The organism is Streptomyces sp. NPDC032126 (genome assembly GCF_055580085.1).
The window spans coordinates 719,721-739,343 of sequence record NZ_JBVIMA010000002.1 but is presented as its reverse complement, the minus strand read 5'-3'; the positions used below and the strand labels follow the sequence as shown (position 1 = coordinate 739,343).

Below are 19,623 nucleotides of genomic sequence, written 5' to 3'. Positions count from 1 at the left end.
CGAGCCTAAGGTCTCAGAGCGCCAGTTCCATCAAGGGGTCGGGCTTGCGGGTGAAGCCCATCGACGCGTACAGCGGTTCGGCCTGCGCGGACGCCGTGAGGTGGACGTAGCCGGCGCCGCGGTCGCGGAACCACTCCAGCAGGGCCTCCATGCACGCGCGCGCGTACCCGCGGCGCCGGGCGTCCGGGTCGGTCGCCACGCTGAAGACGAAGCCGGCGGTGCCGTGCGGATGGCCCGCCCGCCCGATCCGGTACTCGATCGTCCCGGCCACCACAGCCGCCAGGGCCCCCGGCCGCTCGGGGTGGTCCACGACGAACGCGGCGAAGTCCCCCTCCGGCTCGCCGAGCCGCTCGCGCAGGGTCGGCAGCGACTGCGCGTGCCAGTCGGCCGCCGCCTCGTCCCGGACCGCGTCGATCATCACCTGGCGCAGGCGCAGCACTTCCTCGGCGTCCCGCGGCTCCGCGCGGCGTACTGGTCTCATGCCCCCTACGGTACTTACATCGGGGAGTGCTGTCCTGCCGATTTCTTACCGGGCCCCTTGCCCGAAGCTTGCTTCGAGCACACTCGAAGGTCATAGCGTTGGGGTCATGACGGTGATGCAGACCAGGCCCGTGACCACCGAGCAAACCTCCAGCCGCGTCGACGTCTGCTCCGCCCCGCCGCCGCGCCACCCGCGCCCCGAGGGGCAGGACAGCTACACGATCAGCGAGGTCGTCGCCTTCACCGGCCTGACGGCGCACACCCTGCGCTGGTACGAACGCATCGGCCTGATGGCCCATGTCGACCGCTCGCACACCGGCCAGCGCCGCTACAGCAACCGCGACCTCGACTGGCTCGACCTCGTCGGAAAGCTGCGGCTGACCGGCATGCCGGTCGCCGACATGGTCCGCTACGCCGAGCTGGTGCGCGAGGGCGACCACACCTATGGCGAGCGGTGCGCGCTGCTGGAGGCGACCCGGCGCGACGTCCAGGAACGGATCGCCGAACTCCAGGACACCCTCGCCGTACTCGACCGCAAGATCACCTTCTACACGGACGCCACCCGCGCGTACGAAGCGACAGCCCGCGAAGCAACAGCCCGCGAAATGAACGCCTTTGAGGCGGAAAGGACCATCGATCGATGAGCGACACCAGGATTCCGACGACGCGTCTCGGCAGCGACGGCCCCGAGGTCGGCGTCCAGGGCCTCGGCTGCATGGGCATGAGCTTCGCCTACGGCCCCGCGGACGCGAAGGAGTCCAGGGCCACCCTGGAGCGCGCCCTCGAACTGGGCGTCACCCTGTACGACACCGCCGACGCGTACGGCGCCGGTGAGAACGAGCGCTTCCTCTCCCCGTTCTTCAAGGCCCACCGCGACGAACTCGTCATCGCGACCAAGTTCGCCCTGCACATCCCGCCGGAGGACCCGAGCCGCCGTGTCGTCCGCAACGACGCCCCCTACATACGCGAGGCGATCGAGGCGAGCCTGAAGCGGCTCGACGTCGAGACCATCGACCTCTACTACATGCACCGGCGCGATGTGAACGTGCCGATCGAGGAGACCGTCGGCGTCATGGCCGAGCTGGTCCGCGAGGGCAAGGTCAAGCAGCTGGGCCTGAGCGAGGTCACGGCCGACGAGCTGCGCGCGGCCCACGCCGTGCACCCCATCGCCGCCGTCCAGTCGGAGTGGTCCCTGTTCAGCCGGGACATCGAGGCGCACGTGGTCCCGGCGGTCCGGGAACTCGGCGCGACCCTCGTGCCGTACTCCCCGCTCGGCCGGGGCTTCCTCACCGGCTCCTTCAGCAACGCCGACACGGACCTCACCTCCGGCGACTTCCGCCGCCATCAGCCCCGCTTCACCGGGGAGAACGCGGCGGCCAACGCGGCCCTCCTGGAGCCGATCCGCGCCATCGCGAAGGCCCATGACGCGACCCCGGCCCAGATCGCCCTGGCCTGGGTCCAGCAGCAGGCGACGGTCCACGACCTCCCCCTGGTCCCGATCCCGGGCACGCGCAAGCCGAGCCGGGTGGAGGAGAACGTCCGGGCGACGACGATCGAGCTGACGCGGGAGGAACTGGCCACGCTGGAGCCGATCGCGGGCAAGGTGGCGGGAGACCGCTACGCCGACATGTCGTTCACGTCCGCCGGCCGCGAGTAGCCCTCACCGCCCGCGCACGGCCGCCAGCACCGCCGCCGCGAACGGCAGCGACTCGTGCACCACGCCGTATCCCAGCCCGAACACCACAGCAGCCGGATCCTGGTCCGCCAGGGCCGGCTGCTGCTGGTTCTCCCCGCGGCGCCGCAGCCGCAGATACCCCTCGAACAGCTCGGGCGACCGCCATTCCACGTCACCCAGCTCGGACACGGCGAAACTCTGGTCGCCCGCCTTCCACTTGGCCGACGACGCCCCCGTCCAGAACCACCGGAACCGCACGGTGCGCCCGTCGAACGACGCCTTCGCGTCATAGGCCTTGAATGACAGGGGCGCACCCGGCGCCTCCACGAGAAAACGATCCGTCGGTCCGGACTCGGTCAGCCGCCCCTTCAGCTCGTCCGCGTAGTACTCGGCGAGCAACTCCCGGTCCCTCGGCAGCACCAGCCGGTACGGATCGCACCCTTCCTTCAGCTGCTCGGCCGCCGCCTCCATCAGCGGATCGGCCCCGGGCCGCGGTACGGCCCGCAGGACGACCGTGCCCCGTTTGCCCGGCTCCAGCGTCACCGACTCCAGCGCGGCCAGCGGAATCCGCCGTTCCCCCAGTGCCGAGAGCAACTTGGGTGTGCGCAGGCCCCTTTCGTAACGGATGAGGACGGAGTCGGACTCGAACTCCCAGGTGGCATGAAATCCGGCCAGTACATCACCCATGCGGGCCATCGTATGTGGGACACGCACTTTCGTCCCCTCTCCGCGCAGACCGCAATTCCTGCTGTCTCTACGCGCGTCCGACCGTCGTCGTGCCGGACAAACCCGCCCGGCAGCTGTCGTCCCCGTCGTCCTCGTGCGCGCACACCACCGAGTCGTACGCGCCAGTGCCGATGTCGGCGAAGTTGCGCAGGCTGTCCGTGCCGGGCTGGAAGTAGCCGGCGTGGCCCTCGGCCTCCTCGGCGGACAGCACGCGCGCCCCGAACCCGTCCGACACCGGGTCCTCGCCGTGTCCGAGCCCGCCGAGCTCCAGATACGGCACGTCCTGCACCCAGTCGTCGGCGTCCCGCATCGCCCACACCCGGGCGGAGGTGTGCAGCTGGGCGGCGTTGTGCACGCGCATGCCGGGGCTGCCGGCGACGGCTATGTCGGCCACCCGCTCCGGCATCGCGTGCGCGGCCACGCCGCACAGCACCGAGCCGTAGCTGTGGCAGAACATCGACACCGGGGCGCCGCCGGGCAGGGCCCGCAGCAGCGCGTTCAGGCGTACCGCGCCGTTCTGGGCGCGCAGCCCGGTGGCCGAGTCGATGCCGAGGCCGTCGGGGGAGGTGTAGTCGGCCCAGGCGATCACGGCCGTGCGGGTGCCGGGCCGGGCCTCTTGCTCGGCCGTGTACAGCGCCTCGGCCATGCCGACGGGCGCCGAGTACTTGCGGTTGGTGCGCTGGAAGGTGAGCAGATCGGTGTCGACGCCGGGGACGACGACGGAGATCCGCTCGGCCCGGTCCAGGTCGCCGAAGACCTCGGCGGCGCGGCCGGAGCCCTCGGGGTCGAAGGCGAGCATCTGCCGGCGCGGGCTGCCCAGCGACTCGAAGCGGTGCATCCGGCGGCTCGCCTCGCGCTGGCCGGAGGGCGTGAGTCTGCTGTCGTGCGTGCGGGCCCGCTCGGTCGCCACGGCCTGCGCCAGGGCGATCCGGTTGGCGCGGTAGCGCAGGGTGACGGGGGCGCCGTTCATGTTGCCGACCGCGAGGGGATAGCGCTGCGCGAGCGAGGCGCGCTGCGTCGCGGTGAGGCCGGCGAAGAAGCGGGCCAGGCGGGTGGGGGACTCGTCCGGGCCGGGGAGTGGGCGCCCGTCGAGGCTGCCGTGTTCCCAGGCGGACCGGGACGCCTGGAGGGGCGTGGTGGTGTGCTGGTGACGCAGGGCGGTCCAGCCGGTGGTCGCCAGCATCACGAACACCACGGCCAGCGCCAGCAGGGCGCGCCAGACGTTGAGCTGTGGGGAGGTGTCGAAGGAAGTCACTGGGAGGACACACTAGGAGAACGGCGGGGTCTCGGGTGAATCAAGTGACGGGGATCACGTTTCGGTACCGTGGTAGAGGGGGCAAGGCGTTCGGACACAGGGGGTCAGGGCGTACGCCAGTTCCCCATCAACGCCGGCCCGACCTCGTCGAGGTAGCGGGCGGTGAGCTCCCGCATCGCCTCCACGCTGAGGGCGCCCTCCGCCGACCACATCCGCTCGGCGACCCGGATCACTCCGCTGAACACCGCCACGACCAGGCGCGGGCGCGGGTCCGTGGCGAGGTCGATCCCCTCCCGCTCGGCGATGACCCGGGCGATCCGCTCCTCCAGCTCGGCCGAGCGGCGCAGATGGGCGGCGAGCAGCGCCGGCGTCGACTCGATCATCCGGTACGCCCGTAGGTGCAGCTCGATCGGGATGTACTCCTCGATGGCCTCGCCGATGTCGTCCCAGCTCGTCAGCACGGCCTGGCGCAGCGCCTCCAGCGGGGCCTCGTGCGGCGGCCGCCGCCGTACCGCCTCCAGGTAGTGGGCCTCGGTGAGCCGGGGGACGAAGAAGGCGGCCTCCTCCTTGCTCGCGAAGTAACGGAAGAAGGTGCGCTGGGAGACCTCGACGGCTTCGGCGATCTCGTCGACGGTGGTCTGCTCGTAGCCCTGGGCGGTGAACAGCTCCAGCGCGGCCCGCAGCAGCGCCTCCCGGGTGCGCTGTTTCTTGCGCTCGCGCAGTGTTCGCATAGATGTCAGTTACCGGCTTGTGAAATCGTTTGTCAACTGTCAGCGACTGTCACTAGCCTCGAACGTATGACTAGTCAGACCACCATCGACACCACGGGGTCGGGGGGCACGGCGGACAAGGTGACGGCGGCGGCGTCGGAGCACCCGCCCGTCCAGGGGCTGCGGGGCCACCCGTGGCTCACCCTCATCACCGTCGCGGTCGGGGTCATGATGGTGGCCCTCGACGGCACCATCGTGGCCATTGCCAACCCCGCCATCCAGAAGGACCTCGACGCCACGTTCGCGCAGGTCCAGTGGATCACCAACGGCTACTTCCTCGCCCTCGCGGTCTCCCTGATCACCGCCGGCAAGCTCGGCGACCGCTTCGGTCACCGCCAGACCTTCCTGATCGGTGTCGTCGGTTTCGCCGCCGCCTCGGGCGCCATCGGCCTGTCCGACACCATCGGGCTCGTCGTCACCTTCCGTGTCTTCCAGGGGCTCTTCGGCGCGCTGCTGATGCCGGCCGCGCTGGGCCTGCTGCGGGCCACCTTCCCGGCCGAGAAGCTGAACATGGCCATCGGTATCTGGGGCATGGTCATCGGCGCCTCCACCGCGGGCGGCCCGATCCTCGGCGGTGTCCTGGTCGAGCACGTCAGCTGGCAGTCGGTGTTCTTCATCAACGTGCCGGTCGGCGTCCTCGCCCTGGTCCTCGGCGTGCTCATCCTGCGCGACCACCGCGCCGAGAACGCGCCGCGCTCCTTCGACCTGCTCGGCATCGCCCTGCTGTCCGGGGCGATGTTCTGCCTCGTCTGGGCGCTCATCAAGGCCCCCGACTGGGGCTGGGGCGACGCCAGGACCTGGGGCTTCATCGCCGCCTCCGTGATCGGCTTCGTCGCGTTCTCCTGGTGGGAGACGCGGGTGGCGGAGCCGCTGATCCCGCTCGGCCTGTTCCGCTCGGTCCCGCTGTCGGCGGGTGTCGTGCTCATGGTCCTGATGGCCATCGCCTTCATGGGCGGCCTGTTCTTCGTGACGTTCTACCTCCAGAACGTGCACGGCATGAGCCCCATCGACGCCGGTCTGCACCTGCTGCCGCTCACCGGCATGATGATCGTCGGCTCACCGCTGGCCGGCGCGATGATCACCAAGCTGGGCCCGCGTATACCGCTGGCCGGCGGCATGGCGGCCACCGCGATCGCCATGTACGGCATGTCCACGCTGGACACGGACACCGGCAGCGCCGTGATGTCGCTGTGGTTCGCGCTGCTCGGCCTCGGTCTCGCGCCCGTCATGGTCGGCGCGACCGAGGTCATCGTGGGCAACGCGCCCATGGAGCTGTCCGGCGTCGCCGGTGGTCTTCAGCAGGCCGCGATGCAGATCGGCGGCAGCCTCGGCACGGCCGTCCTGGGCGCCGTGATGGCCTCCAAGGTGGACGGCGACCTGCCCGGCAACTGGAAGGACGCGGGCCTCCCGCCGCTCACCCCGGCCCAGGTGGACCAGGCCTCCGAGGCCGTCCAGGTCGGTGTGCCGCCGGTCGCCAAGGGCACCCCCGAGGCGGTCGCCGCGAAGATCGCGGACGTCGCCCACGACACCTTCATCTCCGGCATGAGCCTCGCCTCGCTGGTCGCCTGCGGTGTCGCGGTCGTGGCGGTCTTCGTCGCCCTGCTGACCAAGCGCGGCGAGAACGCGGAGGCGGGTGCGGGGGCGGCGCACATCTGAGGTGCGCCTCTGACGTGCGTCTTTGTCATGCGCCTCACGTGCGTCTCTGACGGGACGTCAACGCGATTTCCCCTATCAGGGTGAGAACGCTAAAGGTCTCTCGCCTGGGATGTGCGCCGCAGGTCACAGTGGGTCACGCCACGGCCTGCGGCGCGCTGCCGGAGGGGGGCGGCGCGTCGTGGCCCGCGGCCGGCGTGGCGTCGATAAGTGACGTGAGTCACATCGTGTCACGCCTGGCTCCTGCTCGGTGTCTCAAGGGCGAATCCCCACCACGAGGAGACGTCATGAGTGAGAGCACCGAGGTCATCGTGATCGGCGGCGGGTACGCCGGGGTCATGGCCGCCAACCGCCTGGCGGGCCGCGAGGACGTGGCCGTGACGCTGATCAACCCGCGTGCGACCTTCGTCGAGCGGATCCGGCTGCACCAGCTGGTGGGCGGGACCGACGACGCGGTCGTCGACTACCGGGACGTCCTCGGCGAGCGCGTGCGGCTGGTCGTCGACAGCGTGACCCGGATCGACGCCGAGGAGCGGGGCGTGACACTGGCGTCCGGCGGAACGCTCGGCTACGACTACCTGATCTACGCCGTGGGCAGCGGCAGCGCCGACCAGCGCGTGCCCGGCGCCGCGGAGTACGGCTACCCGGCCGCCACCCTGGAGGAGGCCGAGCGGCTGCGGCTCGCCCTCGACGCCGCGTCCGCCACGGCCCCCGTGACCGTCGTCGGAGCCGGTCCCGCCGGGATCGAGACCGCCGCCGAGCTGGCCGAGGCCGGCCGTGCCGTCACCCTGGTCTGCGGCGGGCAGCTCGGCCCCTATCTGCACCGCCGGGGCCGCCGCTCGGTCGCCCGCCAGCTCGCCCGGCTCGGTGTCAGCGTGCTCGACGGCCCCGGCACGAAGGTGACCGCCGTGACCCGCACCGCCGTACGGCTGGCCGACGGCCGTGAGCTGCCGAGCGAGGTGACCGTGTGGACCGCCGGGTTCGGTGTGCCGGACCTGGCCGTGCGCAGCGGACTGAGCACCGACGCCGAGGGCCGGCTGCGCACCGACGAGACCCTGACCAGCGTGGACGACATACGGATCGTCGCGGCCGGGGACTCGGCGGCGCCGTCGGACCTGCCGCTGCGGATGAGCTGCCAGGCCGCCATGCCGCTGGGCGCGCGAGCCGCGGACACGGTCCTCAGCCGGATCGACGGCGAGCAGCCGGCGCCCCTCAACCAGGCCTTCGCCGGGCAGTGCATCAGCCTGGGCCGACGGGCCGGCATCTTCCAGTTCGCCCACCGCTACGACGTCGCCCTGTGGTTCCACATCGGCGGCCGCCCCGGCGCGAAGCTCAAGGAGTTCGTGTGCCAGGGCATCGTCAAGCACCTGGCCGACGAGGCGGACAACCCCGGCGGCTACCGCCTGCACCGCGTCTCCGGAGGCCCCCACCGCCAGGAACTCCTGCGCAACGGGCGCGAGTCGACGCCGACGGCCGCCGAAAAGGTGGCGTAGCGCGCTCTTCGACCTGGCAGGATCCGAAAAGACGTCCGGCCGCGCACCGAGCCATGAGAGGGATCGATCCAGACATGAGCGAGCACGCCACCGACCCGGCGACCGAGACGTTCGTCGCCCACCGCAATCTGCTCTTCACCGTCGCCTACGAGATGCTCGGCTCGGCGGCCGACGCGGAGGACGTCCTCCAGGAGACCTGGCTGCGGTGGGCCGAGGTGGACCTGGCCCAGGTGCAGGACCGGCGCGCCTACCTGGTCCGGATCACCACCCGCCAGGCGCTCAACCGGCTGCGCACCATGACGCGCCGCAAGGAGGCGTACGTCGGCCCCTGGCTGCCCGAGCCGCTGATCACCGCGCCGGACGTGGCCCAGGACGTCGAACTCGCCGAGAGCGTGTCGATGGCGCTCATGCTCGTCCTGGAGACGCTGACCCCGACGGAGCGCGCCGTGTTCGTGCTCCGCGAGGTCTTCGACGTCGGCTACGACGAGATCGCGGCGGCGGTCGACAAGACCCCGGCCGCCGTCCGCCAGATCGCGCACCGCGCCCGGCAGCACGTCGAGGCCCGCCGCCCGCGCGAGGCGGTCTCCGCGAGCCGGACCCGCAGGGCCCTGGAGTCGTTCCGGCTCGCGATCGAGACCGGGGACATCCAGGGCCTCCTGGGCGTCCTCGCCCCCGAGGTGGTCCTCATCGGCGACGGCGGCGGCTTCAAGCAGGCCGCACCGCGTCCGATCCTCGGCGCCGACAAGGTGGCCCGCTACATGATCGGCGGCATCGGCAAGGTCAAGGCCGCCGTCGGCTTCGACATCACCGTGGTCAACGGCAGCCCGGCCCTCGTCGTGAGCCTGGACGGCGAGACCGACGGCGTCATGGCCTTCCGTGTGGAGGACGACCGCATCACGGGCCTCTACTACGTCCGCAACCCGGAAAAGCTGACGCGCATCGCCTCCGAGACCGCGCTCACGCTGCGCTGACGGCCCCGCTCAGCGGGCCTGTTCCTCCGCGACCGGCCGGGTCGGCGCCGTCCCCGACAGCGCCGCCACCTCCGCCCGCAGGGCCCGTACCTCCTCCGTGAGGGCCCGGATCGCCTCGGTCTGGGCCCGCTCCTCCACATCGTCCTTCTCGAAGCGCTCGATGAACCACGCCGCGATGTTCGCGGTCACGACACCGAGCAGGGCGATGCCGGAGAGCATCAGGCCGACGGCGATGATCCGCCCGAGGCCGGTGGTCGGCGCGTGGTCGCCGTAGCCGACCGTGGTCATCGTGGTGAACGACCACCACAGGGCGTCACCCAGCGTGCGGATGTTCCCGTCCGGGGAGTCCCGCTCGACCGACAGCACGGCCAGCGACCCGAACATCAGCAGTCCGACGACCACTCCGGCGACATAGGTGGTCACCCGGATCTGGGTGGCCATCCGCGCCCGCCGGCCCACCAGCATCAGCGTGGAGACCAGCCGCAGCAGTCTGAGCTGCTGCACCAGCGGCACCACCACCGCGCACAGGTCCAGCCAGTGGGTGCGCACGAAGTGCCGCCGGTCGTCCGTGAGGGTCAGCCGCACCCCGTAGTCGACGGCGAACGCCCCCCACACCACCCACTCGACCACGGTGCACGCGGCCGTCAGGGAGTGTCCGGCGGAGGTGTCCACGATCGGTACGGCGTAGGCGGCCGCGAAGACCAGGGCGAGCGCCAGCAGCGGCCGTTGGCTGCGCTCTTCCCACCGGTCCTGAGCCGTACGTGCCGTTCGTTCGCGCATGCTCGCATCGTAAAGAACGAGTAAGGGGTGGTGGAGTCGACAGCTCCACCACCCCTGAGTGCGTCAAGCGCTACGCGTCGCCCCCGGCGGCCCCGGGATCGGCCGCCGAGACGTCCAGCAGCTGGTACCGGTCGATGGCCTGCTTGAGCACGGACCGGTCGACCTTGCCCTCCTTGGCCAGCTCGGTCAGCACCGCCACCACGATCGACTGGGCGTCGATGTGGAAGAAGCGGCGGGCCGCCCCGCGGGTGTCGGCGAAGCCGAAGCCGTCGGCGCCGAGGGACTGGTACGTCCCGGGCACCCAGCGCGCGATCTGGTCCGGCACCGACCGCATCCAGTCGGACACGGCGACGAACGGCCCCTGCGCGCCGGACAACTTGCGCGTCACATACGGCACGCGCTGCTCCTCCTCGGGGTGCAGCAGGTTGTGCCGCTCGGTCTCCACGGCCTCGCGCCGCAGCTCGTTCCACGAGGTCGCCGACCACACATCGGCCTTCACGTTCCAGTCCGCGGCGAGGATCCCCTGCGCCTCGATCGCCCAGGGCAGGGCCACGCCGGACGCGATGATCTGCGCCGGGATCGCCCCCGAGGGGCCCTCGCTGAAGCGGTAGACGCCCTTCAGGATGCCCTCGACGTCCACGTTCTCCGGCTCGGCCGGGTGCTGGATCGGCTCGTTGTAGACGGTGAGGTAGTAGAAGACGTCCTCGCTGTCCGGGCCGTACATCCGGCGCAGCCCGTCCCGCACGATGTGCGCGATCTCGTAGCCGAACGCCGGGTCGTAGGCCACACAGCCGGGGTTCGTCGATGCCAGCAGCTGCGAGTGGCCGTCGGCGTGCTGGAGCCCCTCACCGGTCAGGGTCGTACGCCCAGCGGTCGCGCCCAGGACGAAACCGCGCGCCAACTGGTCCGACATCTGCCAGAACTGGTCGCCGGTGCGCTGGAAACCGAACATCGAGTAGAAGACGTAGACCGGGATCAGCGGCTCGCCGTGCGTGGCGTAGGCCGAGCCCGCCGCGATCAGCGAGGCCGTGCAGCCGGCCTCCGAGATGCCGTCGTGCAGCATCTGGCCGGTCGGCGACTCCTTGTAGGCGAGCAGCAGATCGCGGTCCACCGCCTCGTACTGCTGGCCGAGCGGGTTGTAGATCTTCGCGCTCGGGAAGAACGAGTCCATGCCGAACGTGCGGTACTCGTCCGGCGCGATCAGCACGAACCGCTTGCCGATCTCCTTGTCCCGCATGAGGTCCTTGAGCAGCCGGACGAACGCCATGGTCGTGGCGATCGACTGCTGACCCGAGCCCTTCTTCACGGTCGCGTACGTCTTGTCGTCCGGCAGGGCGAGCGGCTTCGACCGGACGACGCGCGTCGGGACGTACCCGCCGAGCGAGCTGCGCCGGTCGTGCATGTACTGGATCTCCTCCGAGTCCCGGCCCGGGTGGTAGTACGGCGGCAGGCCGGACTCCAGCTCCTTGTCGGAGATCGGCAGGTGCAGCCGGTCGCGGAAACCCTTGAGGTCGGCGACCGTCAGCTTCTTCATCTGGTGCGTGGCGTTGCGGCCCTCGAAGTTCGGGCCCAGCGTCCAGCCCTTGACCGTCTTGGCGAGGATGACCGTCGGCTGGCCCCGGTGCTCGACGGCCGCCTTGAAGGCCGAGTAGATCTTGCGATGGTCGTGACCGCCGCGACCCAGCATCAGGATCTGGTGGTCGGACATGTTCTGGACCATCGCGCGCAGCCGGTGGTCGTCGCCGAAGAAGTGGTCGCGGATGTAGGCGCCGGTCTCCGTCGCGTAGGTCTGGAACTGGCCGTCCGGCGTGGTGTTCATCTTGTTGACCAGCACGCCGTCGCGGTCCTGGGCGAGCAGCGGGTCCCAGGAGCGGTCCCAGATCAGCTTGATGACGTTCCAGCCGGCTCCCCGGAAGACCGACTCCAGCTCCTGGATGACCTTGCCGTTGCCGCGCACCGGCCCGTCCAGGCGCTGGAGGTTGCAGTTGACGACGAAGGTCAGGTTGTCCAGGCCCTCGCGCGCGGCGATGGTCAGCTGGCCGAGCGACTCGGGCTCGTCCATCTCGCCGTCGCCGAGGAACGCCCAGACGTGCGACTTGGACGTGTCCGCGATCCCGCGCGCGTGCAGGTACCGGTTCATGCGCGCCTGGTAGATCGCGCCGATGGGGCCGAGGCCCATCGACACGGTCGGGAACTCCCAGAAGTCCGGCATCAGCCGGGGGTGCGGATAGGAGGACAGGCCGTACGGCGACTTCGACTTCTCCTGGCGGAACGCGTCCAGGTGCCGCTCGCTCAGCCGGTCGAGCAGGTACGCGCGCGCGTAGATGCCCGGCGAGGCGTGGCCCTGGAAGAAGACCTGGTCGCCGCCGTCGCCCTCGTCCTTGCCGCGGAAGAAGTGGTTGAAGCCGACGTCGTAGAGGGACGCGGAGGAGGCGAAGGTGGCGATGTGGCCGCCGACGCCGATGCCGGGCCGCTGGGCGCGCGAGACCATCACGGCCGCGTTCCACCGGGTGGCGTTGAGGATCTTGCGCTCGATCTCCTCGTTGCCGGGGAAGAACGGCTCGTCCTTGGTGGCGATCGTGTTGACGTAGTCCGTGCTGCGCATCTCGGGCACGGCGACGCGCTTCTCGCGGGCCCGCTCGATCAGCCGGAGCATCAGATAGCGCGCCCGCTCCCGCCCGCGCTCGTCGATGGCGGCGTCGAGGGAGTCGAGCCACTCCTGGGTCTCTTCGGGATCGAAGTCAGGTACCTGACTCGGAAGGCCGCCAATGATGATCGGATTGCGATCGGATCCGGAAGCCACGCTGTTCCTTACCTGTCAGAGGGCACCCGCGGGGGCCACTTTCCGGTATTCCTGCACCGTCCCCCATCGTGTACCTCGGGGAGGCAAACGTCATCTCTACTATGGGGTAACCAGGGCCCCGTACCCTGGGATGATTCCCAAACGCGCAAACAGGGCAGAAAGGTGTGGTGTGCGTCACCATCCGTACCTGCCGTGTGCCTGGAGTTGCGCCGAGACGGCCGGGATCGTCACCGTTTCGGCGGTCTGAACCGCCGGGTACTTGCGCGATCCGTCCCGCCCGTGTGGACTACGGCCAATGCTTCGCGCACGCGCGTGGCTGAGTTATTCCCAAGACATGATCAGGAGGCAACCCGTGAGCGCGACCGCGGACCACGCGGAGGAGCGGACGAACCCTGCCGCCAGGCTGGGGTTCCAGCCCGGGCAGGTGGTCCAGGAGATCGGCTACGACGACGACGTCGATCAGGAGCTCCGCGAGGCCATCGAGGAAGTCATCGAAGGCGACCTGATGGACGAGGAATACGACGACGTGGCCGACGCCGTTGTGCTGTGGTTCCGTGACGACGACGGCGACCTGACGGATGCGCTGGTGGATGCCACCACGTACATCGAAGAGGGCGGCGCGATCCTGCTCCTCACGCCGAAGACCGGCCGTGCGGGGTACGTGGAGCCGAGCGACATCTCGGAAGCCGCGACGACCGCCGGCCTCACGGCCGCCAAGAGCGTCAGTGTGGGCAAGGACTGGAGCGGGAGCCGGCTGGCGACCCCGAAGGCGGCCAAGTCCAAGCGATAGACAAGGCTCCCCGGACGGGCTGGTTCCGGCCAGCCCGTCCGTTGGTGCGCCGTCCCCGGTGCGTAGGGTGTGTCTGAAGTGTTCTCACCCGGACAGCCCCACCGAAAGGGACCCACGAGATGGCCATCCAGGTCGGCGAGAAGGCCCCCGACTTCGAGCTCAAGGACAACCACGGCGCCACCGTGAAGCTGTCGGACTTCCGCGGCAGCAAGAACGTCGTCCTGCTCTTCTACCCCTTCGCCTTCACCGGCGTGTGCACCGGCGAGCTGTGCGAGGTGCGCGACAACCTCCCGCAGTTCTCCGACCGCGACACCCAGGTGCTCGCCGTCTCCAACGACTCCATCCACACCCTGCGTGTCTTCGCCGAGCAGGAGGGCCTGGAGTACCCGCTGCTGAGCGACTTCTGGCCGCACGGCGAGGTCAGCCGCGCCTACGGCGTCTTCGCCGAGGACAAGGGCTGCGCGGTGCGCGGCACCTTCGTCATCGACAAGGAGGGCGTGGTCCGCTGGACCGTCGTCAACGCCCTGCCGGACGCCCGTGACCTGAGCGAGTACGTCAAGGCGCTCGACACCCTCTGATTCTTCGGTGCCAGGGACTGCGGGGGGCGGGAACCCGTCACTAGGATCGAATCGTTGATCCGATATCCGACGCACGACGGGGCTCCCCGCCCCTGGACACCAATGGAGGACTCGTGGGAGTCAGCCTCAGCAAGGGCGGCAACGTATCGCTGACCAAGGAGGCCCCCGGCCTGACCGCGGTCATCGTCGGTCTGGGGTGGGACGTCCGCACCACGACCGGCACCGACTTCGACCTGGACGCCAGCGCGCTGCTGCTGAACGCCTCGGGCAAGGTCGGCAGCGACGCGAACTTCGTCTTCTTCAACAACCTCAAGAGCCCCGACGGCTCGGTGGAGCACACCGGCGACAACCTCACCGGTGAGGGCGAGGGCGACGACGAGCAGATCAAGGTCAACCTCGCCGCCGTCCCGGCCGACATCGAGAAGATCGTCTTCCCGGTCTCGATCTACGACGCGGAGAACCGCCAGCAGTCCTTCGGCCAGGTGCGCAACGCGTTCATCCGCGTGGTGAACCAGGCCGGCGGCGCCGAGATCGCACGCTACGACCTCAGCGAGGACGCCTCCACCGAGACGGCCATGGTCTTCGGCGAGCTCTACCGCCACGGCGCGGAGTGGAAGTTCCGCGCCATCGGCCAGGGCTACGCGTCGGGCCTGCGCGGCATCGCCCAGGACTTCGGCGTCAACGTCTGATCCGGACGGGGACACCCCGCCCGTACTGTCCGGCGCCGCACCGTTTAGGGGCGGCGCCGGACGCGCAGGACAACCGAAGCAGCACCATGGCACCACCAAGGGGAGGACCAGCATCATGGGCGTCACGCTCGCCAAGGGAGGAAACGTCTCCCTGTCCAAGGCCGCGCCGAATCTCACGCAGGTGATGGTCGGGCTCGGCTGGGACGCGCGCTCCACCACCGGAGCCCCCTTCGACCTCGACGCCAGCGCGCTGCTCTGCGCCGGCGGTCGGGTCCTCGGGGACGAGTGGTTCGTCTTCTACAACCAGCTCAAGAGCCCCGACGGCTCGGTGGAGCACACCGGCGACAACCTCACCGGTGAGGGCGAGGGCGACGACGAGTCGCTGCTGGTCGACCTCCCCAAGGTGCCCGCCCACTGCGACAAGATCGTCTTCCCGGTCTCCATCCACATGGCCGACGAGCGCGGCCAGACCTTCGGCCAGGTCAGCAACGCCTTCATCCGCGTGGTCAACCAGGCCGACGGCCAGGAGCTCGCCCGCTACGACCTCAGCGAGGACGCCAGCACCGAGACCGCGATGATCTTCGGCGAGCTCTACCGCTACCAGGGCGAATGGAAGTTCCGGGCCGTTGGGCAGGGGTACGCGTCCGGACTGCGCGGCATCGCTCTAGACTTCGGAGTCAACGTTTCGTAAAAAAGCCGAGTACGGCGCGGGGGAGACCCTCCCCCAGACTTCGTCTGGGAGGTGCCCCCCACACACGATTGGGTAGCCAGTGCTTCTGAAAACCTTCGGCTGGTCGTTCGCGGTCACCGCGCTCGGCCTGGTCGCGGCGGTCTTCTACGGGGGGTGGGAGGCCTTCGGTATCGTGGCTATCCTCTCCGTCCTGGAGATCTCGCTGTCGTTCGACAACGCGGTGGTCAACGCCGGAATCCTGAAGAAGATGAACGCCTTCTGGCAGAAGATCTTCCTCACCGTCGGCGTCCTCATCGCGGTCTTCGGTATGCGACTGGTCTTCCCGGTCGTGATCGTCGCGATCAGCGCCAAGATGGGCCCCATCGAGGCCGTCGACCTCGCGCTGAACAACAAGGACCGCTACCAGGAACTCGTCACCGACGCGCACCCGGCGATCGCCGCGTTCGGCGGGATGTTCCTGCTGATGATCTTCCTCGACTTCATCTTCGAGGACCGGGACATCCAGTGGCTGCGCTGGATCGAGCGCCCGCTGGCCAAGCTCGGCAAGGTCGACATGCTGTCGGTCTGCATCTCGCTGATCGTCCTGCTCATCACCTCCTTCACCTTCGCCACCCACGCCCACCAGCACGGCGGCACGCACGTCGACAAGGCGCAGACGGTCCTGATCGCCGGAATCGCCGGCCTGATCACCTACATGATCGTCGGCGGTCTCTCGGGCTACTTCGAGGACAAGCTGGAGGAAGAGGAGGAGCGCGAGCACGAGGAGGAGGAAGAGGCCGCGCGCACCGGCAAGCAGAAGCCGGCGATCGTCCTCGCCGGACAGGCCGCGTTCTTCATGTTCCTCTACCTGGAGGTCCTGGACGCGTCGTTCTCCTTCGACGGCGTGATCGGCGCCTTCGCCATCACCAACGACATCGTGCTGATGGCGCTGGGCCTGGGCATCGGCGCGATGTACGTCCGGTCGCTGACCGTGTACCTGGTGCGCCAGGGCACCCTGGACGACTACGTCTACCTGGAGCACGGCGCCCACTACGCGATCGGCGCGCTGGCCGTGATCCTCATGGTCACCATCCAGTACGAGATCAACGAGGTCGTCACCGGTCTCGTCGGCGTCGTCCTGATCGGCTGGTCCTTCTGGTCCTCCGTGCGACGCAATCGCGCCCTCGCGGAAGCCGAGGGAAAAGCCGCGGGCTCGGACGAGAAGACTGAGGTCTCCTCCGGGGTGTGATCAGCTTCTTACCGAGGAACGCTCTGAGCGGGGCGGCCTTGAGGACATGTCCTCCCGGCCGCCCCGTATGTCGTATCGGTGAACGTGGGGGCGGGACATGGGGTTGTTCGACGGGTTCTGGAGCGGGCGGGCCGCCGACTTCGACTCGGGCAGTGCGGCGAGCAACGCGATCGAGCTGACCAAACGGCACCACCAGGTCTCCCTGACCAAGCAGGGAGCGGCCACCGGCAACCTCCGCATCAACCTGACCTGGCGGATGCGGACGTCCGACTTCGGGGGGCCGCAGCGCGACAGCCTGCTCCGGCACCCCTTCAAGGCGCTGCGCCCGCCGGAGGTCATGGGCCACAGCCAGAGCATGGTCAACGTCGACCTCGACCTGGGCTGTCTCTACGAGCTGGCGGACGGCACCCGGGGCGTCGTACAGCCCCTCGGCGGCTATCTCGGCGACGTCAACGCCCCGCCGTACGTCAAGCTCAGCGGCGACGACCGGTTCGGCTCGGCGTCCGGCGAGACGATCTACGTCAACCTCGACCACCGGGACGACATCAAGCGCCTGCTGGTCTTCGTGTACATCTACGACCAGACGCCGGCCTTCGACCGCACCCACGCGATCGTGACTCTCTACCCGAGCAACGGACCGCGCATCGAGATCGGCCTCGACGAGCGGCATCCGCAGGCCCGGTCCTGCGCGGTGGTGATGATCGAGAACGTGAAGGGCGAGCTGCTCGTGCGGCGCGAGGTGCGCTTCGTCTACGGCTTCCAGGCCGAGCTGGACCGGCTGTACGGCTGGGGTCTGCAGTGGGGCCGCGGCTACAAGACCCAGGGCGAGAAGTCCCCTGCGGAGAGATAGCCGAGAGACAGCCGGTCAGCGGCCCACGAACTGCGGTCCCATCGGAGGCAGCCGGAAGTTCGGGTCCGGGAAGGGCGTGCTCACCGGCTGGGGATAGCCGTACGACGACGGGCCGTGCGTCGGCAGCTCCGCCGGGTAGCCGTACGACGGCTGCGGCTGCTGCGGGGGGACCGTGGTCGTCGGCTGCTCCGGCGGGAGCGGCTGGGAGACGCTCGGGACGGAGTCCGGGACCTGCGTGGTGTCCGGGAGCCGGGTGGCGTCCGCCGCCTCCTCCGACTCGTCGACCGAGATGCCGAAGTCCGTGGCCAGGCCCTTCAGCCCGTTCGAGTAGCCCTCGCCCAGCGCGCGGAACTTCCAGCCCTCCCCGCGCCGGTACAGCTCCCCGCAGATCAGGGCCGTCTCCTCGCCCGTCTCCGGGCGGATGTCGAAGAAGGCCAGCGGTTCCCCGTCCGCGCCGGCCGCGTCGTACAGCAGGATGCGCAGATCCTGTACGCGGTCGAAGGTGACGCCGTCCGCCGAAGCGACCAGCAGAATCTGGCCGACAGCGGTCTCGACACCGGCCAGATCTGTCTGGATGGTGTCGGTGAGGCCCTCGGCGATCCGCTTCTTGCCGAGCCGCCACACCTGCCCGGAGGGGTGCCGGGGCTGGTTGTAGAAGACGAAGTCCGCGTCGGATCGCACACGGCCGTCGGGACCGAGGAGCAGCGCGGAGGCGTCGACGTCCGGCACACCCTGCCCGGGCGTCCAGCGCAGCACGGCCCGTACCGTCTTGGCTTCGAGCGGGACGTTCGACCCCTTCAGCATCGCGTGCGTCATGCGGGTCATCCTGCCCTCTCGGTCCTGGTCACGACAACGCGGGGTACGACGCGGGACGGACGGCGCGTGGCCCGGCGTCCGACACGGCCGGGTTACCTGAAATTCATGCCCGGCGGGAACTCACGACATGGATTCGTACGTACTATTACCGGCCACCTGTCGACAAAACACTTGGCCATCTCGCACACGGGGGAGCTCCATGCGTCATTTCGGGCACATCGCCCCACACGAGAGGCGGCGTCTCTTCCACCAGGAGCCGTGCGAGTTCGCCGCCGACTCCCCGGCCCGGCTGCTCTCCGCGGCCCTGGGCGCCACGCTCTACAGCCCCGCGACCCGGCCGCGCCTGGCCGACGACATCCTCAAGCAGGCCGGTCAGGGCGTGGTCTCCATGGTGCTGTGCCTGGAGGACTCCATCGGCGACGAGGACGTGCCGGCGGGCGAGGAGAACCTGGTCCGCCAGTTCACCGACCTCGCCGCCCGCCCCGGCGTCGAGCTGCCCCTGCTGTTCATCCGCGTGCGCACCCCCGAGCAGGTGCCCGACCTGGCACGGCGGCTCGGGCCGGCCGTGCGGCTGCTGTCCGGATTCGTGTTCCCGAAGTTCACCGAGGAGCGCGGCATCCCCTTCCTGGAGGCCCTGGACAGCGCCGAGACCGACAGCGGCAGCCGGCTCTTCGCGATGCCCGTCCTGGAGTCCCCCGAGCTGCTCTACCGCGAGTCGCGCGTGGAGACCCTGGAGGGCATCTTCCGCGCCGTCGACAAGTACCGGGAGCGGGTCCTCGCGCTGCGGCTCGGCGTGACCGACTTCTGCTCCTCCTACGGCCTGCGCCGGGCGCCCGACATGACGGCGTACGACGTCCAGATCGTCGCCTCCGTCATCTCCGACGTGGTGAACATGCTCGGCCGCGCCGACGGCACCGGCTTCACCGTGACCGGCCCGGTCTGGGAGTACTTCCGGGTGCCCGAGCGGCTGTTCAAGCCGATGCTGCGCACCAGCCCCTTCCTGGAGGGGCAGGCGGTCGAACTGCGCGAGAGACTGATCGAGCACGCCATGGACGGCCTGCTGCGGGAGATCTCCCTCGACCACGCCAACGGCCTGCTGGGCAAGACCTGCATCCACCCGTCCCACGTACCGGCCGTGCACGCGCTGTCCGTCGTCAGCCACGAGGAGTACAGCGACGCGGCTGACATCCTGCGCCCCGAGCGCGACGGCGGGGGAGTGCTCAGGTCGCAGTACACCAACAAGATGAACGAGGTGAAGCCGCACCGCGCCTGGGCCGAGCGCACCATGCTGCGCGCCGAGGTCTTCGGCGTGGCGCACGAGGACGTCAGCTTCGTGGACCTGCTCGCCGCCGCCATACCCGGCTGAACGCCGCCG

The 19,623-nt window shown here is 69.7% G+C and carries 18 protein-coding genes and 1 pseudogene; 12 read left to right on the top strand and 7 right to left on the bottom strand.

The genetic code is table 11. The features are described from left to right. Nucleotides 1-13: 13 nt before the first annotated feature. Nucleotides 14-481 (bottom strand): GNAT family N-acetyltransferase, encoded by a 468-nt coding sequence (locus ACZ5NW_RS11880; protein ID WP_468743660.1) that lies wholly within the window; start codon nucleotides 479-481, stop codon nucleotides 14-16. 106 nt (nucleotides 482-587) lie between these two features. On the opposite strand from ACZ5NW_RS11880, the gene ACZ5NW_RS11875 reads away from it, so the two are divergent. Together ACZ5NW_RS11875 and ACZ5NW_RS11870 are read left to right on the top strand one after the other, a co-directional pair. Beyond that, complete coding sequence (locus ACZ5NW_RS11875) at nucleotides 588-1,124, top strand: MerR family transcriptional regulator (protein ID WP_468743659.1); 537 nt, start codon at nucleotides 588-590, stop codon at nucleotides 1,122-1,124. Further along, nucleotides 1,121-2,137: an aldo/keto reductase gene (locus tag ACZ5NW_RS11870; protein ID WP_468743658.1), complete on the top strand. Its 1,017-nt coding sequence runs from the start codon at nucleotides 1,121-1,123 to the stop codon at nucleotides 2,135-2,137. The genes ACZ5NW_RS11875 and ACZ5NW_RS11870 overlap by 4 nt, the downstream gene beginning before the upstream one ends. A 12-nt stretch (nucleotides 2,138-2,149) precedes the next feature. Here the strand turns inward: ACZ5NW_RS11870 and ACZ5NW_RS11865 are convergent. The 3 genes and pseudogenes from ACZ5NW_RS11865 to ACZ5NW_RS11855 all read right to left on the bottom strand — a co-directional run. Beyond that, a pseudogene (locus tag ACZ5NW_RS11865) lies at nucleotides 2,150-2,842 on the bottom strand (DUF4429 domain-containing protein); the annotation flags it as partial. Nucleotides 2,843-2,909: 67 nt separating this feature from the next. Beyond that, nucleotides 2,910-4,136, bottom strand: a complete 1,227-nt coding sequence (locus tag ACZ5NW_RS11860) for an alpha/beta hydrolase (protein ID WP_468743657.1) — start codon at nucleotides 4,134-4,136, stop codon at nucleotides 2,910-2,912. Nucleotides 4,137-4,240: 104 nt separating this feature from the next. After that, nucleotides 4,241-4,867, bottom strand: coding sequence for a TetR family transcriptional regulator (locus tag ACZ5NW_RS11855; RefSeq protein ID WP_468743656.1), 627 nt, complete (start codon nucleotides 4,865-4,867; stop codon nucleotides 4,241-4,243). A 66-nt stretch (nucleotides 4,868-4,933) separates the two neighbouring features. Here ACZ5NW_RS11855 and ACZ5NW_RS11850 point away from each other — a divergent pair, with 66 nt between their 5' ends. The 3 genes from ACZ5NW_RS11850 (at nucleotide 4,934) to ACZ5NW_RS11840 (ending at nucleotide 9,023) form a co-directional block, all read left to right on the top strand. Next, nucleotides 4,934-6,562 carry an MFS transporter gene (locus ACZ5NW_RS11850; protein ID WP_468743655.1) on the top strand — a complete coding sequence of 543 codons (1,629 nt, stop codon included), beginning with the start codon at nucleotides 4,934-4,936 and terminating at the stop codon, nucleotides 6,560-6,562. A 284-nt stretch (nucleotides 6,563-6,846) separates the two neighbouring features. Beyond that, entirely contained in the window at nucleotides 6,847-8,052 is a 1,206-nt protein-coding gene (locus tag ACZ5NW_RS11845; protein WP_468743654.1) for an NAD(P)/FAD-dependent oxidoreductase, read from the top strand. A 74-nt stretch (nucleotides 8,053-8,126) separates the two neighbouring features. Beyond that, nucleotides 8,127-9,023, top strand: a complete 897-nt coding sequence (locus ACZ5NW_RS11840) for an RNA polymerase sigma-70 factor (RefSeq protein WP_468743653.1) — start codon at nucleotides 8,127-8,129, stop codon at nucleotides 9,021-9,023. A 9-nt stretch (nucleotides 9,024-9,032) separates the two neighbouring features. On the opposite strand, the gene ACZ5NW_RS11835 is transcribed toward ACZ5NW_RS11840, so the two are convergent. Beyond that, nucleotides 9,033-9,803, bottom strand: coding sequence for a potassium channel family protein (locus tag ACZ5NW_RS11835; protein ID WP_468743652.1), 771 nt, complete (start codon nucleotides 9,801-9,803; stop codon nucleotides 9,033-9,035). 70 nt (nucleotides 9,804-9,873) lie between these two features. Next, the gene (gene aceE, locus ACZ5NW_RS11830) at nucleotides 9,874-12,606 is read right to left on the bottom strand and encodes a pyruvate dehydrogenase (acetyl-transferring), homodimeric type (protein WP_468743651.1); all 2,733 of its coding nucleotides are present in this window, start codon (nucleotides 12,604-12,606) and stop codon (nucleotides 9,874-9,876) included. A gap of 352 nt (nucleotides 12,607-12,958) precedes the next feature. On the opposite strand from aceE, the gene ACZ5NW_RS11825 reads away from it, so the two are divergent. The 6 genes from ACZ5NW_RS11825 (at nucleotide 12,959) to ACZ5NW_RS11800 (ending at nucleotide 17,432) form a co-directional block, all read left to right on the top strand. After that, nucleotides 12,959-13,396: a DUF3052 domain-containing protein gene (locus tag ACZ5NW_RS11825; protein WP_468743650.1), complete on the top strand. Its 438-nt coding sequence runs from the start codon at nucleotides 12,959-12,961 to the stop codon at nucleotides 13,394-13,396. Nucleotides 13,397-13,515: 119 nt separating this feature from the next. Then, the gene (locus ACZ5NW_RS11820; protein WP_468743649.1) at nucleotides 13,516-13,974 is read left to right on the top strand and encodes a peroxiredoxin; all 459 of its coding nucleotides are present in this window, start codon (nucleotides 13,516-13,518) and stop codon (nucleotides 13,972-13,974) included. A 113-nt stretch (nucleotides 13,975-14,087) separates the two neighbouring features. Next, nucleotides 14,088-14,663, top strand: a complete 576-nt coding sequence (locus tag ACZ5NW_RS11815; RefSeq protein WP_468743648.1) for a calcium homeostasis/redox stress adaptation protein — start codon at nucleotides 14,088-14,090, stop codon at nucleotides 14,661-14,663. A 115-nt stretch (nucleotides 14,664-14,778) separates the two neighbouring features. Further along, entirely contained in the window at nucleotides 14,779-15,354 is a 576-nt protein-coding gene (locus ACZ5NW_RS11810) for a TerD family protein (RefSeq protein WP_468743647.1), read from the top strand. Nucleotides 15,355-15,433: 79 nt separating this feature from the next. Then, nucleotides 15,434-16,582: a DUF475 domain-containing protein gene (locus ACZ5NW_RS11805; RefSeq protein ID WP_468743646.1), complete on the top strand. Its 1,149-nt coding sequence runs from the start codon at nucleotides 15,434-15,436 to the stop codon at nucleotides 16,580-16,582. Nucleotides 16,583-16,679: 97 nt separating this feature from the next. Next, a complete protein-coding gene (locus tag ACZ5NW_RS11800; RefSeq protein WP_468743645.1) occupies nucleotides 16,680-17,432 on the top strand; it encodes a TerD family protein in 753 nt (250 codons plus the stop codon). Nucleotides 17,433-17,447: 15 nt separating this feature from the next. Here the strand turns inward: ACZ5NW_RS11800 and ACZ5NW_RS11795 are convergent, their stop codons facing one another. Next, the gene (locus ACZ5NW_RS11795; RefSeq protein ID WP_468743644.1) at nucleotides 17,448-18,248 is read right to left on the bottom strand and encodes a TerD family protein; all 801 of its coding nucleotides are present in this window, start codon (nucleotides 18,246-18,248) and stop codon (nucleotides 17,448-17,450) included. A gap of 199 nt (nucleotides 18,249-18,447) precedes the next feature. Here ACZ5NW_RS11795 and ACZ5NW_RS11790 point away from each other — a divergent pair, with 199 nt between their 5' ends. Beyond that, on the top strand, nucleotides 18,448-19,614 hold the full coding sequence (locus ACZ5NW_RS11790; protein WP_468743643.1) for an HpcH/HpaI aldolase/citrate lyase family protein: 1,167 nt from the start codon (nucleotides 18,448-18,450) through the stop codon (nucleotides 19,612-19,614). Nucleotides 19,615-19,623 lie beyond the last annotated feature (9 nt).

Bases quoted from the DNA above. Each gene is read 5' to 3' on its own strand.
- ACZ5NW_RS11880 (WP_468743660.1), bottom strand. From the start codon at position 481: ATGAGACCAGTACGCCGCGCGGAGCCGCGGGACGCCGAGGAAGTGCTG.
- ACZ5NW_RS11875 (WP_468743659.1), top strand. From the start codon at position 588: ATGACGGTGATGCAGACCAGGCCCGTGACCACCGAGCAAACCTCCAGC.
- ACZ5NW_RS11870 (WP_468743658.1), top strand. From the start codon at position 1,121: ATGAGCGACACCAGGATTCCGACGACGCGTCTCGGCAGCGACGGCCCC.
- ACZ5NW_RS11855 (WP_468743656.1), bottom strand. From the start codon at position 4,867: ATGCGAACACTGCGCGAGCGCAAGAAACAGCGCACCCGGGAGGCGCTG.
- ACZ5NW_RS11850 (WP_468743655.1), top strand. From the start codon at position 4,934: ATGACTAGTCAGACCACCATCGACACCACGGGGTCGGGGGGCACGGCG.
- ACZ5NW_RS11845 (WP_468743654.1), top strand. From the start codon at position 6,847: ATGAGTGAGAGCACCGAGGTCATCGTGATCGGCGGCGGGTACGCCGGG.
- ACZ5NW_RS11840 (WP_468743653.1), top strand. From the start codon at position 8,127: ATGAGCGAGCACGCCACCGACCCGGCGACCGAGACGTTCGTCGCCCAC.
- ACZ5NW_RS11835 (WP_468743652.1), bottom strand. From the start codon at position 9,803: ATGCGCGAACGAACGGCACGTACGGCTCAGGACCGGTGGGAAGAGCGC.
- ACZ5NW_RS11820 (WP_468743649.1), top strand. From the start codon at position 13,516: ATGGCCATCCAGGTCGGCGAGAAGGCCCCCGACTTCGAGCTCAAGGAC.
- ACZ5NW_RS11810 (WP_468743647.1), top strand. From the start codon at position 14,779: ATGGGCGTCACGCTCGCCAAGGGAGGAAACGTCTCCCTGTCCAAGGCC.
- ACZ5NW_RS11800 (WP_468743645.1), top strand. From the start codon at position 16,680: ATGGGGTTGTTCGACGGGTTCTGGAGCGGGCGGGCCGCCGACTTCGAC.
- ACZ5NW_RS11795 (WP_468743644.1), bottom strand. From the start codon at position 18,248: ATGACGCACGCGATGCTGAAGGGGTCGAACGTCCCGCTCGAAGCCAAG.
- ACZ5NW_RS11790 (WP_468743643.1), top strand. From the start codon at position 18,448: ATGCGTCATTTCGGGCACATCGCCCCACACGAGAGGCGGCGTCTCTTC.